The following is a 12,477-nucleotide window of genomic DNA, read 5'->3' on the forward strand; positions in this document are numbered from 1 at the left end:
ACCAGCTGGGATCGCGTCGCGGGCTTCTGATCATTCTGTCCTCGCCCTCGGGCGCGGGGAAATCCACTCTGGCCAAGCGGCTGATGGAATGGGATCCGACGCTGAGCTTCAGCGTCTCCGCCACCACCCGCGCGCCGCGCAAAGGTGAGGTGGACGGCAAGGATTACCATTTCGTATCCGAACCCCGGTTCAAGGAAATGGTGACCGAAGGCGAGATGCTGGAACATGCCCACGTGTTCGGCAATTTCTATGGCTCGCCCGCCGGCCCCGTGCGCCAGTCGATCGAGGCCGGGCATGACGTTCTGTTCGATGTGGATTGGCAGGGCGAGGTGCAGATCCGCAATTCCGCCATGGCGTCGCATTCGCTGTCGATCTTCATCCTGCCGCCGTCGATCACCGAGCTGCGCCGCCGCCTGACCTCGCGCGGGCAAGATGCGCCGGAGGTCATCCAGCGGCGCATGCAGAAAAGCTGGGACGAGATCAGCCATTGGGGCAGCTACGATTATGTGCTGGTCAATGACGACCTGGACAAGACCGCCGAACGGCTGATCACCATTGTCGAGGCCACCCGCCAGCGACGCAACCAACAGCCCGGGCTTCTGGCCCATGTGCGCAAGCTTCAGGCCGAGTTTGAGGAGGGATCGCAATGATCTATGAACTGGACGGCATCGCGCCCGAGGTGGATACGACCGCCTGGATCGCCCCGGATGCCAACGTGATCGGGCGCGTGGTGATGGGGGCGAAAGCCTCGGTCTGGTTCGGTTGCACCATTCGTGGGGATAACGAACAGATCACCATTGGTGCGGGCACGAATGTGCAGGAGAACTGCGTGTTCCACACCGATCTTGGGTTTCCCCTGACGCTCGGGGACAACGTGACCGTCGGTCACAAGGCAATGCTGCATGGCTGCACGGTCGGCGACGGCAGCCTGATCGGGATGGGCGCCACGGTTCTGAACGGCGCCAAGATCGGAAAGAACTGCCTGATTGGGGCAGGGGCGCTGGTGACCGAGGGCAAGGAGATCCCCGATGGGTCGCTTGTGATGGGCGCGCCGGGCAAGGTTGTGCGTCAGCTCGATGACAAGGCTGTGCAAGGTCTGCAGTGGAGCGCGAAACACTATCAGGACAATGCCGCGCGCTTCGCCTCCGGGCTGAAATCCCTCGGTTGACCCGGTTTCCTGCAGGGAAACGGACCAAAAGGATGCTATCATGACAGACGACATCACCCGCCGCCCAGCCTTCCCGCAGGGCTCCTCGCGCCCGGTGGCCACACCGATTTCTCCCTCGGTCGTGTTTTCATCTGAAAGCCCCGACGCGCTGGATGCACAATATGACGGTACCAGCCCCGGCTATACCTATGCCCGCGAAGGCCACCCGAATGCGGACGTGCTGGCGCAGAAGATCGACGCGTTGGAGGGCGTGCCCGGCGGCATCGTGACCGGCTCGGGCATGTCTGCGGTGACCGCCGCCATGCTGGGCCTTCTCAAGGCTGGCGATCATGTGGTCGGGGGGGATCAGCTCTATGGTCGCTCGATGCGGTTGATGAACCAGGATCTTCCGCGGTTTGGCATCACCACAACCCTGGCCGATCCGACCGACGCCGCTGCGATTAAGGCCGCGCTGCGCCCTGAGACTCGCATGATCCTGGTCGAACTTGTCTCGAATCCGACGCTCAGGATCGCCGATATCGAGGGCATCGCGGCCCTTGCTCAGGATCGTGGCATTCTGCTGGCCGTCGACAACACTTTCACCACGCCGCGCGCCTTCAAACCCTTTGATCATGGCGCCGATATCGTGATCCATTCGGTCACGAAACTGCTGGCAGGCCATGCAGATGTGACCTTGGGATACGTGGTGGCGCGCGACCCGGCGCTGCAACAGGCGATCACCGATTGTGCGGTGACGATGGGCTTCACCGCCAGCCCGTTTGACTGCTGGCTGGCCGAACGCGGGATGATGAGCTTCAATCTGCGCTATGATCGAGCCGAGGAAAACGCCGTGGCGCTGGCCGACCATATCGCGACCCTGCCGGGGGTGGTGCGGGTGCTCTACCCGACCCGCCCGGACCACCCGGACCACAACCGGGCGGCGCAGGTGCTGGGCGCGCGCGGCGCGAACATGGTCAGTTTCGAACTGGACGGCGGGCGGGCCGCCGCAAACGCCTTCGTGCGCGCGGTGCCGGACCTGGCCTTTGCGCCGACGCTGGGGGATATTGCCACGACGATCAGCCACCCGGCCACCTCGTCCCACCGCGCCCTCAGTCCCGAGAACCGGGCTGAGCTGGGGATGTCCGAGGGGTTTTTCCGGGTTTCGGTCGGATGCGAGGACATCGAGACCCTGAGGGCCGAGTTCGCACGGGGCATTGCCGCCGCGCGCGCATGAAAAAGGGCCACCCGAACGGGCGGCCCTGTCATGTCTTTTGACCGGAATTACTCGGCTGCGATGGCTGCGTTGTTTTCCTTCAGCCAGGCCAGAACCGTCTCGGGCGAGCTTTCGCCATAGGGGTCGTGGTCGCAATTGTCGACACGGCCGGGCTCTTCGAACCAAGCTTCGACCACACCGTCGTTGATGACGGCGGCATACCGCCAGGAGCGGACGCCAAAGCCTTCCGGATCTTTCTGGACAAGCATACCCATGTGACGGGTGAAGATGCCGGAGCCGTCCGGGATCACCTTTACGTTGTTAAGGTCCTGGCTGGCGGCCCACTTGTTCATCACATAGCTGTCGTTCACCGACATGCAGTAGATTTCGTCAATGCCCTGGGCGGCGAAATCAGCCGCGCCGTTTTCATAGCCGGGCAGCTGGTAGGTCGAGCAGGTGGGAGTGAAAGCGCCGGGCAGCGAGAACAGCACGACGCGTTTGCCGGCGAAGTAATCCGCCGTGGTCATGTCCTGCCAACGGAACGGGTTGTCACCGCCAATGCTTTCGTCGCGAACGCGCGTTTTGAAGATCACGTCGGGAATGCGGATGCCTGCGTGCATGGTGTCGATCCTTTGTAAATTTTTTTTCGAGTCCGTACGCGGAATTGCGGCGAGCTCGGCGCGTCCCTTAGGACAGTTCCAGCTTCTGGTCCATGCGATATTGTGATGCATATCGCCTTTGCGCGGAATGCAGGTTACAAAAGGGTCAACATGGCTTATGTGACGCCAAGTCAATCATCCGAGGCCCAAATGCGTGATCTGAAACTTCCCGACCAGCGCCACCCGGAAAAAGCGCACCGGCAGGACAATGCCCAGCCGAAGAAACCCAGTTGGATCAGGGTGAAAGCGCCCGGCGGCAAGGGCTATGCGGAAACGCACAAGATCATGCGCGAACACAACCTGGTCACGGTCTGTGAAGAGGCGGGCTGCCCCAATGCCGGCGAATGTTGGAGCCAGGGCCACGCGACGATGATGATCATGGGTGAGATCTGCACCCGAGGCTGCACGTTTTGCAACGTCGCCACCGGCAAGCCCAACGCGCTGGACACGTTTGAGCCGGGGCGGGTCGCCGACGCGGTGGCCAAGCTGGGGCTGAACCACGTTGTGATCACATCCGTCGACCGCGATGATGTGGCCGATGGCGGGGCGGAACACTTCGCCCAAACGATCCGCGCCGTGCGCCACCGCGCGCCGGACACGACGATTGAAATTCTGACCCCGGACTTCCTGAAGTCCACGCCAGAAGCGCTTGAAATTGTTGTGGAAGCACGGCCCGACGTGTTCAACCACAATCTGGAAACCGTGCCGGGTCTTTACCCCACGGTGCGCCCCGGTGCGCGCTATTTCCATTCGCTGCGCTTGCTTCAGCGGGTCAAGGAGCTGGACCCGACGATGTTCACCAAGTCGGGTATCATGGTCGGGTTGGGTGAAGACGGGCAATCCGTGCGCCAAGTGATGGATGACATGCGCGCGGCGGATGTGGATTTCCTGACCATCGGGCAGTATTTGCAGCCGACGCCGAAGCACCACGCGGTAGACCGCTTCGTGACGCCGGACGAATTCAAGGATTACGAAAAGGCCGCGTATGGCAAGGGGTTCCTGATGGTCTCGGCCACGCCGCTGACGCGGTCCTCTTACCATGCCGGTGACGATTTCGCTCGTCTCAGGGCGGCCCGAATGCAAAAGCTCGGAATGGCCTAGAAACGTTTTAGGTCAACGCCTTATGGCGTGATCTTCATGGACGTATACGCTGCACGGTGGCCCATTCGGGCCAGCCGATGAAACGTTCGATGCCCAGCAGAAGCAAGCACAGCCCCAACACCACGAAGAAGCGTTTGACCCGCTTTTCCGAGGGCGGATTGCGCGCCCATCGGGACATGCGCAGGAACCATCTGGGGTTCATTCTTCTTCCAGAAACCGAACCTTGCCGATGAAGGGCAGGTTGCGGTTGCGTTGGGCGAAATCGATGCCATAGCCGACGACGAATTCGTCGGGGATTTCGAACCCGGTCCAATCCGCGCGCACATCGACCTCGCGCCGGGATGGTTTGTCCAAAAGCGCGATGGTTTTCATCCGCGCCGGTCCCTTGGCCTTGATCAGCCCGATCACGTGTTTCAACGTGTATCCGGTGTCGACGATATCTTCGACCAACAGCACGTCGCGGTCATGTATTTCGCCGCGCAAGTCCTTGAGAATGCGCACTTCCCGACTGGATTCGGTCGAATTGCCATAGGAAGACGCCTCGATGAAGTCGACCTCGACCGGCAGATCAAGTTCGCGCACCAGATCGGCGATGAACACGAAAGACCCGCGCAGAAGGCCGACGACGACAAGCTTGTCGGTATCACGGAATTCGTCGTGAATCTCGTGGCACAACTCTTCGATCCGCGCCGCGATCGACTTGGCCGAGATCAGTTGGTCAATGACATATGGCCGCGTTGGCATGGCTCCCCCCTTGATTTTCCGCCCATATCCTTACACATGTCGGCGCAAGGAACGACCGGAAAGTGAACCAAAAATGCCGACCCACGGGGAAAAACGGGTTTTGCCGTACAGCAGGGCGCAGGTCTATGATCTGGTGGCTGATGTGACGCGTTACCCTGAGTTCCTGCCGTGGACCTCGGCGGCGCGTGTGCGGTCGCGGGTTCCCCAACCGGACGGGACCGAGCTTGTCGAGGCCGACCTCGTGATTTCCTTCAAGGTGTTTCGCGAACGCTTCGGCAGCCGTGTGGTTCTGACGCCGCAAAGCCGGATCGAGATGGAATACCTGGACGGCCCGTTCAAGCATATGAAATCACACTGGAAGTTCGCGGATCATCCGGATGGCTGTGCGGTCGAGTTCTTCGTGGATTTCGAGTTCAAGAACGCGATCCTGCAAAAGCTGATCGGCGTGGTTTTCAACGAAGCGATGCACCGCGTCGTGAAGGCGTTCGAGGACCGGGCACGCGCGCTTTACGGCTAGGCGTCGTCTTTGTCAGCCAGCGGATGGTGGCTGAGCACAAGGTCTTTTAGCCGTTCGTCCAGCACATGGGTATAGATCTCGGTGGTCGAGATGTCGGCATGGCCCAGCAGGGTCTGGATCGCCCGCAGATCGGCGCCATTGGCCAGAAGATGCGTCGCAAATGCGTGGCGCAGGCGGTGCGGGGTGACGGTGGAGGGCGACACACCGGCGGTGACCGCGATCTCCTTGATCAGCGTATAAAACCGATGCCGCGTGAGGTGCCCGGCGCCCGAGCGGCTGGGAAACAGGAACCGCGAGGGGGCATGACCCTCGGCCTTGGCCACGTCCTGCGCATCGTCCCGATAGCCCAGCCAGGTGGCCAGCGCTGCGCGCGCGGGCGGCGACAGCGGGACCATTCGCTCCTTTCCGCCTTTGCCGGTGACAAGCAACATGCGCGGATCGCCCCGTGCGGCGCTCGCGGGCAGCGACACAAGCTCGCTCACCCGCATCCCGGTGGCGTAAAGCAGCTCCATCAAACAAGTGTTGCGCAGCCGGTCGTCGGGGGTGCGCCCGTGACTTCGCGCGGCGGTCAACAGCGCGTCGACCTGCGCCTCTGACAGGGTCTTGGGCAGGGATTTTACCCGCCCGGGGCCCTTGATCTTCAACGACGGATTGTCCGCGCGCCAGCCTTCTTCATAGGCGAAGCGAAACAGTTGTTTCACCGCCGAGAGGCGCCGTGCGCGGGTGGATTGCGCCAGTCCCAGCGCCTCACAGGCAACCAGAAAGGCCTCGATCTCGGCGCGGCTGACCCGGTCGAAATCCTGATCCCCAAGGTGTTCGGCAAAGGCCTTCAGATCGCGGCCATAGGCCAGAAGCGTGTTTTCCGAAGCATCCAGCTCGGCGGCTTGCGCCTCAAGAAAGGTGGAGATCCACCGCGCGTGATCGGGCGTCATCCGCGCCTCTCAAGGATCAGGTATTCCAAGGCAGCGCGCCGGGCGGTGTTTTCCAGCCCCACGGCGCGAAACAGCGCCAGCGCGTCCGTCACCTCGTCCAGATCACCCTGGATGCCGTTGGTGAACATCGACATGGCGCGCAGGATCGCTTCGCCCAGCCGGTCACTGTCCAATAGGCTGCGCAGCCGAATAGGCGCCGTGGTGGCGGTAAACCCGTCCAGCACGGCCTGGGCGCGGTCGGTCGGGGCGGAGAGCCCGGACACGTCGCCACGGGCCACGCCAAGAAGCAGACGTTCCATCGGGTCGTCCGGGGTCGCGGCAGAGGCGATTTCCTCCGAGGTATCGGACAAAAGCCCCAGCCGCAGGGCAATCGCGGCGGCCTCACCGGTCAGGGATGCTTTCGCAAGGCGCGGGCCGTAAATCCGGGCGAAGGGCACCTCGACCCCAGCGCGCTCCAGTGCCTCCCAGGCCGCTGGCAGAGCGATTGCGATCGCTTCGGGGTGGCCTGTGTCCAGCGCGCGGTCCAGCGCCTGAAGTGCGGCCACGCGAGTCCAGACACCGCCCGAACCTGCCGGTTTCCGTTCAGTGTAAAGCCCCAGCAATTGGTTTTCGCTGACAGCCCCGGTCCGCGCGAGCCGTTCACCGGCCTCAATCCGGGCCTTCCAGCCAATATTGGAACGCAGGTCCGATTGGGCAAAAGCCAGCGGCAGGCGCGCAGTCGGGATCGGTTCACCGATCGCTTCGAACATGCGGAAGGTCAGCGGGGTGGGACGCGCGGGAACGGGCAGGGGCGCTTCGCCCTCGAACAAATCAGGATCCAGGAACCGGGCCAGAAGCGCATCTTCTTCGGCGCTTATGAAACCCAGCGCACGTCCGGTTTCCAGCGTCAGAACCGCGGCATTCCAGTCGCCGCCCCGCGCCAGGCAGAAAATGCGGGCGGGAAAGGTCGGCGACAGTTCAGGAGTCGCGCGCAAGGTGTCACACAGATGATTTTCGCTTCCCAAAAGCAGCGCGGTGTCAAACCAGCGGCGAAAGATTTCGGGGTTTTCCGGTCCGGCGCGTTCCAACAGCGCCTCGGCCTGGTCCAGCGCGCCAAGCTCCAACAGCTTGTCGACCCGCGCCAGGAACACCGTGTACCCGGTGCTGTCGGGGCTTTCGGCCGGATCAAGTTCGGCCAGTAGCAGGGCATAAAGCTGGGCCTGCATCGCCGGTAGCATGTCAGTGCGTTCTTCGCGGATGCGGCGCGCCAGATCATCGGGCCGTGAGGCGCCCCAAAGCGTGCGCGGTAGTCCGGTCACGGAGATAGGCAAAATGCCGACCGCGTCGGGCACCGGGCGGCCCAGGGGGGCGACGGTCACCGCCTCGACCGAGGCGCCGGTGGTCACGCCGGGTTCGTTCCCGGTGATCACGGGTGCGGGCGCCAAAACGGGCGTGGCCACGCTATCAGACAGCCAGTCGATCGCGGACATCGGGTTCGCGTCCTGTGCGGAAACCGGGCCGCAGGTCAAACCCAGAATCAAGGCGAGGGTGCTAGTTCGCATCCAGCGTCACCGTCACGCTTTGCTGGCTTTGCACCGGTGACAAGTCACCCAGAAAGGTAAAACCCGTGAGCCCAACAAGGCCCAAAAGCACCAACACAACCACCAGTTTCAGAACACGCCCCAGCATCAAATCCGCCTTTTCATTGTCTCTGCCCGCCCCAGTGGCCGTTATTGTGGTTTTTATATATGGCATTTCCCGCAATATCACGCCATTCAGTGAAGGATATTCACTTTTAGGCGAGGCGCCGCCACCTTGGCATTCCTGTTGAAAAAATCCATCGTCATGGTCGGCATGATGGGCGCGGGAAAAACGGCCGTGGGGCAGGCGCTGGCGCGCCGTCTGGGCGTTGATTTTCTGGACAGCGACGAAGAGATCGTGAAAGCCGCAAACATGTCGATCGCCGAGATTTTTACCCGTGACGGCGAAGATTTTTTTCGTGATCGCGAAAGTGAGGTGATCGGCCGGTTGCTGGAAAGCAAGCGCGCGGTGCTGTCGACCGGGGGCGGCGCTTTTCTGGCCCGGCGCAATCGAGATATAATTTCGGAGAAGGGCGTGTCGGTGCTGCTCAAGGCAGATCTGGCGCTGCTGTGGAACCGGGTGAAGCACAAGGACACCCGTCCGCTGCTGCGCACACCCGACCCACGCAAGACGCTGGGCGAGATATATGCCACTCGCGCGCCGATCTATGCCAAGGCCGACATCGCGGTCGAGTCGCGGCCGGAATACTCGATCGAACAGATGTGTGACGCGGTGGTCACGGCGTTGAAATCCCGGCCGGACGTATTGGAAGAGGTGACCTGATGGACATCGTGCATGTGCCGCTTGAGGGGCGCGAATATGACGTGAAAATCGGCCAGGGGCTGATTGCGCGGGCAGGGGCCGAGATCGCACCGCTGCTGACGCGCCCGCGCGTGGCGGTGGTGTCGGATGACAACGTGGCCGCGCATCACCTTGAAGCCTTGCGTGCGGGGCTGGCGGCGGGGGGCGTCGACATGGTGTCGCTGATCTTGCCGGCTGGTGAGGCCACCAAATCCTGGCCGCATTTCACCCGCACGGTGGAATGGCTGCTGGATCAGAAGGTTGAGCGGCGCGATATGGTCGTGGCCTTCGGTGGCGGCGTGATCGGCGACCTAGTGGGCTTTGCCGCTTCGGTTCTGCGCCGGGGCGTGCGCTTCGTACAGATCCCCACCTCGCTGCTGGCGCAGGTGGACAGTTCCGTTGGCGGCAAGACCGGGATCAACGCGCCGCAGGGCAAGAACCTGATCGGCGCGTTTCATCAACCGTCGCTGGTTCTGGCCGATATCGACGTGCTGGGCACGCTGACCGCGCGCGACTTCCTGGCCGGCTACGGCGAGGTGGTGAAATACGGCGGGCTCGGGGACGCGGCGTTCTTCGACTGGCTTGAGGTGAACGGCCCGGCGCTGGCGTCTGGTGACGCCGATCTGCGGCGCGAGGCGGTGCGCCGCTCGGTCCAGATGAAGGCCGATATCGTCGCGCGGGATGAGACCGAACAGGGCGACCGCGCGCTGTTGAACCTGGGCCATACTTTCGGTCACGCGCTGGAGGCCGCGACCGGGTATTCCGACCGCCTGTTGCACGGCGAAGGCGTGGCGATCGGCTGCGCGCTGGCCTTCGAGACGTCGGCGCGGCTGGGGCTGATGAGCCAGGAAAGCCCGTCGCGGTTCCGCGCCCATCTGGCGGCGATGGGGATGAAAAAGGATCTGGTGGACATTCCCGGTGACCTGCCGGACGCCGAGGGGCTGATCACCCTGATGGGGCAGGACAAAAAGGTGCAGGACGGCAAGCTGCGCTTTATCCTGGCGCGCGCCATTGGCGATGCCTTCGTGGCGGATGATGTCGACATGGGGGTCGTGCGCGGGGTGCTTGAGGACGCGTTGGCGGGGCGCTAAGCCCCTGGTTTGAAAGTTGGATTACCCCCGTGACCGGGCATTCGCGATCACCATCAACTCGCCCACGTTTTCGCGGGTGATATAGCCCAGAAGATACCTGTGCTCATCCACCACCGCCACGGCGGGGGCATCGTTGCCCAGGCGTTTCAGGACGTTTTCCAGCCCGTCGGTCAGGGTCGCCACCGGCACCTGCACCATCGCGTCACCGACCCGTGTGCCGGGCTGACCTTGCGCCATCGCCGCAAACAGCGCCTCGCGGGTCAGGAACCCGGCCAGTTGCCCGGCGGGGTCGAGCACGGGAAATTCGTGCTGGGTGGTGCGGATCAGGGTCGTGCCGGCGATCTGGATCGTGTCGTCAGGGCGTAGCGCCTCATACTCGGTGATCATCGCGTCCCGCGCCAGCAGTCGGCGCGCCACCGCACGCATCGCCACATCGGCACTTTCCCCACCTGCGGCCATAAAGATGAAACCGGCGATCAGGACCAGCATGAACTGGCCGGTGTAAAGGCCGAACAGCCCCATCAGAAAGGCAACCGCCTGGCCCGTACTGGCCGCGATCCTTGTGGCGTTCACCCGGTCGGTCGTGAGGCTGAGCGCCGCGCGCAGCACCCGGCCGCCGTCCATCGGGAAGGCCGGCAGCAGGTTGAACACGGCCAGGATCAGGTTCAGCCGCGCCAGCTGGCCGGGCAGGGTCTGGGCGTTGAGCACGAAGGCGTCGCTGGCCTCGGGGGCCGGGAACAGCAGCGACAGAAGCGCCCAGATCACCAGGTTCACCGCCGGTCCCGCAAGGGCCACGGCGATTTCCTGAAGCGGGTTTTCCGGCATCTTTTCCAGCCGCGCCAGCCCGCCAATGGGCAAAAGCGTGACATCCGGCGTGCGAATGCCATAGCGGCGTGCCATCAGGGCATGGCCGAATTCATGCGCCACGACGCAGGCAAACAGAAGCAGGACGAACAGAATGGTCCAAAGGGCGGCCACCAGACCGCCCTGAGCATAGGCGCTGACGCCGATAAAGGCGATCAGCAACAGAAAAGTAACATGAACGCGCAGTTGCGACCCAAACAGGCGTCCGATGGGGAAAGACCAGTTCATCCGTGCCTCCCCCGCATCAGATCAGAACGGGATTTCGTCGTCGAAACCGCCGCCGCCGCCACCAGCTGGGCCCGGGCCGCTGTCGCCGCCACCGCCGAAGCTGCTGCCGCCGCCATAGCCGCCGCCCTGGTCGCCGCCACCGTAACCGCCGCCGCCCCCGCCGCCGCCTTCACCGCGGCTGTCGAGCATCACCAGCGTGCCATTAAAACCCTGCAGCACGACCTCGGTCGAATAGCGGTCGGCGCCGGATTGGTCCTGCCATTTGCGGGTTTGCAGCTGGCCTTCGATATAGACTTTCGAGCCCTTGCGCAGGTATTGCTCTGCCACGCGCACCAGGCCCTCCTGGAAGATCGCGACCGAGTGCCACTCGGTCTTTTCACGGCGTTCGCCGGTGTTCTTGTCTTTCCAGGTCTCAGACGTGGCAATGCGCAAATTGCACACTTTGCCGCCGTTCTGAAAGCTGCGAACCTCGGGGTCGCGGCCCAGATTGCCCAGAATGATGACCTTGTTTACCGAACCCGCCATGGGTGCCTCCCGAATCTGTAAAATTGTTGCAAACCTTACATCATCCACAGCAGATGAAGGGAAGGTTAATCTGATACGCGGCTTTTTGCCCGGTCCCCTTTCCGTGGCGGGCAATTCGCCCTATATTGCGCGCATTGTCGGGGAGTGTGTGATGAAACGGGTTCTGACTGCATCGGTTCTGATCTCAAGTCTGGGGGCGCAAGCGGCCCTGGCGGAAACGCTGTTTTCCGGCTCCAACGGCTCGGCCACCTTCCGGGCGCAGACGGCGGTTCTGGATGGTCGTGCCGCGCAGCAATATGCCAATTCGGTCACTCTTCAGCCCAAGGCCGTGACGGTTCCGGGGCAGGGTGGCATTCCCGCTTATGCCGGGTCCTATCGCGGCACCTATCTGCCGGTCGCACAAGCGATGGCGCGTAAATACGGCATACCCGAGGATCTGTTCCTGCGCCTTGTGCAGCAGGAAAGCGGCTGGAACCCGCGGGCGAAAAGCCATGCGGGCGCCTTGGGTCTGGCGCAACTGATGCCCGCCACAGCACGCAAGCTGGGGGTCGATCCGATGGATCCGCACCAGAACCTGGAGGGCGGCGCACGCTACCTGCGTCAGCAATACGACCGGTTCCGGTCCTGGCGTCTGGCGCTGGCGGCCTACAACGCCGGTCCGGGGGCTGTCGAGAAATACGCAGGTGTTCCGCCCTACAAGGAAACCCGCGGCTATGTCCGGGCGATCCTGGGCAGTTAACCGCGCCCTTCAGGCCCGTCATAGGCCCGTTCGACCTTGGCCACGCGCAATGTGTAGTGTTCATACCACCGGGTTTTGCCCATTTTCTGCGCCAGAAGGTGGCTTGAGACGTCTTTCCAGCCAATCAGGGCGGCCTCGTCCACCCAGTAACTGACAGTAATGCCAAGGCCCGCGTCATCGCGTGTGCTTTCGATGCCTAGATAGCCCGGTTGTGTTTGTGCAAGCGCAACCATCCGGTCGGCCATTTCCCCGTATCCGGTCGTGTTTTCCGACAATTGCGCGGTGAAGATCACCGCGTGATAGGGCGGGTCGGGCAGGGGAGCAAAACGTGACGGGGAAAAATCAGACATGGGCGC

The 12,477-nt window shown here is 63.0% G+C and carries 17 protein-coding genes; 8 read left to right on the forward strand and 9 right to left on the reverse strand.

Features of this window, described 5'->3' with window-relative positions:
• The first annotated feature begins 5 nt into the window (after positions 1 to 5).
• Genes gmk through MN188_RS02945 form a run of 3 tightly spaced genes read left to right on the forward strand, consistent with a single transcriptional unit; the run spans position 6 to position 2,381 of the window.
• Entirely contained in the window at positions 6 to 650 is a 645-nt protein-coding gene (gene gmk, locus MN188_RS02935) for a guanylate kinase (protein ID WP_242107351.1), read from the forward strand.
• Positions 647 to 1,168 (forward strand): gamma carbonic anhydrase family protein, encoded by a 522-nt coding sequence (locus MN188_RS02940; RefSeq protein WP_242105946.1) that lies wholly within the window; start codon positions 647 to 649, stop codon positions 1,166 to 1,168. Before gmk ends, MN188_RS02940 begins: the two co-directional genes overlap by 4 nt.
• A gap of 40 nt (positions 1,169 to 1,208) precedes the next feature.
• On the forward strand, positions 1,209 to 2,381 hold the full coding sequence (locus tag MN188_RS02945; protein ID WP_242105948.1) for a trans-sulfuration enzyme family protein: 1,173 nt from the start codon (positions 1,209 to 1,211) through the stop codon (positions 2,379 to 2,381).
• Between the two features lie 47 nt (positions 2,382 to 2,428).
• Here MN188_RS02945 and MN188_RS02950 read toward each other — a convergent pair whose 3' ends face one another.
• Entirely contained in the window at positions 2,429 to 2,980 is a 552-nt protein-coding gene (locus MN188_RS02950; RefSeq protein ID WP_242105950.1) for a peroxiredoxin, read from the reverse strand.
• A gap of 189 nt (positions 2,981 to 3,169) precedes the next feature.
• On the opposite strand from MN188_RS02950, the gene lipA reads away from it, so the two are divergent.
• Positions 3,170 to 4,120, forward strand: coding sequence for a lipoyl synthase (gene lipA, locus MN188_RS02955; protein WP_242105952.1), 951 nt, complete (start codon positions 3,170 to 3,172; stop codon positions 4,118 to 4,120).
• Between the two features lie 34 nt (positions 4,121 to 4,154).
• Here lipA and MN188_RS02960 read toward each other — a convergent pair whose 3' ends face one another.
• Complete coding sequence (locus MN188_RS02960) at positions 4,155 to 4,298, reverse strand: hypothetical protein (RefSeq protein ID WP_242105954.1); 144 nt, start codon at positions 4,296 to 4,298, stop codon at positions 4,155 to 4,157.
• Between the two features lie 20 nt (positions 4,299 to 4,318).
• Positions 4,319 to 4,864, reverse strand: coding sequence for a hypoxanthine phosphoribosyltransferase (gene hpt / locus MN188_RS02965; protein ID WP_242105956.1), 546 nt, complete (start codon positions 4,862 to 4,864; stop codon positions 4,319 to 4,321).
• Between the two features lie 73 nt (positions 4,865 to 4,937).
• Between hpt and MN188_RS02970 the strand changes: the two genes are divergently transcribed.
• On the forward strand, positions 4,938 to 5,381 hold the full coding sequence (locus MN188_RS02970; protein WP_242105966.1) for a type II toxin-antitoxin system RatA family toxin: 444 nt from the start codon (positions 4,938 to 4,940) through the stop codon (positions 5,379 to 5,381).
• On the opposite strand, the gene MN188_RS02975 is transcribed toward MN188_RS02970, so the two are convergent.
• From MN188_RS02975 to MN188_RS02985, 3 genes are read right to left on the reverse strand one after another with little or no spacing between them, the layout of a single operon-like run.
• Positions 5,378 to 6,313 carry a site-specific tyrosine recombinase XerD gene (locus tag MN188_RS02975; RefSeq protein ID WP_242105968.1) on the reverse strand — a complete coding sequence of 312 codons (936 nt, stop codon included), beginning with the start codon at positions 6,311 to 6,313 and terminating at the stop codon, positions 5,378 to 5,380. The genes MN188_RS02970 and MN188_RS02975 overlap by 4 nt on opposite strands.
• Entirely contained in the window at positions 6,310 to 7,854 is a 1,545-nt protein-coding gene (locus tag MN188_RS02980) for a hypothetical protein (protein WP_242105971.1), read from the reverse strand. Before MN188_RS02980 ends, MN188_RS02975 begins: the two co-directional genes overlap by 4 nt.
• Complete coding sequence (locus tag MN188_RS02985; RefSeq protein WP_242105973.1) at positions 7,844 to 7,981, reverse strand: hypothetical protein; 138 nt, start codon at positions 7,979 to 7,981, stop codon at positions 7,844 to 7,846. Before MN188_RS02985 ends, MN188_RS02980 begins: the two co-directional genes overlap by 11 nt.
• A 126-nt stretch (positions 7,982 to 8,107) precedes the next feature.
• Between MN188_RS02985 and MN188_RS02990 the strand changes: the two genes are divergently transcribed.
• On the forward strand, positions 8,108 to 8,656 hold the full coding sequence (locus tag MN188_RS02990; RefSeq protein WP_275116074.1) for a shikimate kinase: 549 nt from the start codon (positions 8,108 to 8,110) through the stop codon (positions 8,654 to 8,656).
• Complete coding sequence (gene aroB / locus MN188_RS02995) at positions 8,653 to 9,765, forward strand: 3-dehydroquinate synthase (protein ID WP_242107355.1); 1,113 nt, start codon at positions 8,653 to 8,655, stop codon at positions 9,763 to 9,765. The genes MN188_RS02990 and aroB overlap by 4 nt, the downstream gene beginning before the upstream one ends.
• A 21-nt stretch (positions 9,766 to 9,786) precedes the next feature.
• Here the strand turns inward: aroB and MN188_RS03000 are convergent, their stop codons facing one another.
• Positions 9,787 to 10,857, reverse strand: a complete 1,071-nt coding sequence (locus MN188_RS03000; RefSeq protein ID WP_242105975.1) for a site-2 protease family protein — start codon at positions 10,855 to 10,857, stop codon at positions 9,787 to 9,789.
• A 21-nt stretch (positions 10,858 to 10,878) separates the two neighbouring features.
• On the reverse strand, positions 10,879 to 11,382 hold the full coding sequence (gene ssb, locus MN188_RS03005) for a single-stranded DNA-binding protein (protein WP_242105977.1): 504 nt from the start codon (positions 11,380 to 11,382) through the stop codon (positions 10,879 to 10,881).
• Positions 11,383 to 11,533: 151 nt separating this feature from the next.
• On the opposite strand from ssb, the gene MN188_RS03010 reads away from it, so the two are divergent.
• Positions 11,534 to 12,121, forward strand: coding sequence for a lytic transglycosylase domain-containing protein (locus tag MN188_RS03010; protein ID WP_242105978.1), 588 nt, complete (start codon positions 11,534 to 11,536; stop codon positions 12,119 to 12,121).
• On the opposite strand, the gene MN188_RS03015 is transcribed toward MN188_RS03010, so the two are convergent.
• Positions 12,118 to 12,471, reverse strand: a complete 354-nt coding sequence (locus MN188_RS03015) for an antibiotic biosynthesis monooxygenase family protein (RefSeq protein ID WP_242105980.1) — start codon at positions 12,469 to 12,471, stop codon at positions 12,118 to 12,120. The genes MN188_RS03010 and MN188_RS03015 overlap by 4 nt on opposite strands.
• Positions 12,472 to 12,477: the final 6 nt, after the last annotated feature.

The sequence above is a fragment of the Aliiroseovarius subalbicans genome (assembly GCF_022678625.1).
Classification (GTDB): Bacteria; Pseudomonadota; Alphaproteobacteria; order Rhodobacterales; family Rhodobacteraceae; genus Aliiroseovarius_A; species Aliiroseovarius_A subalbicans.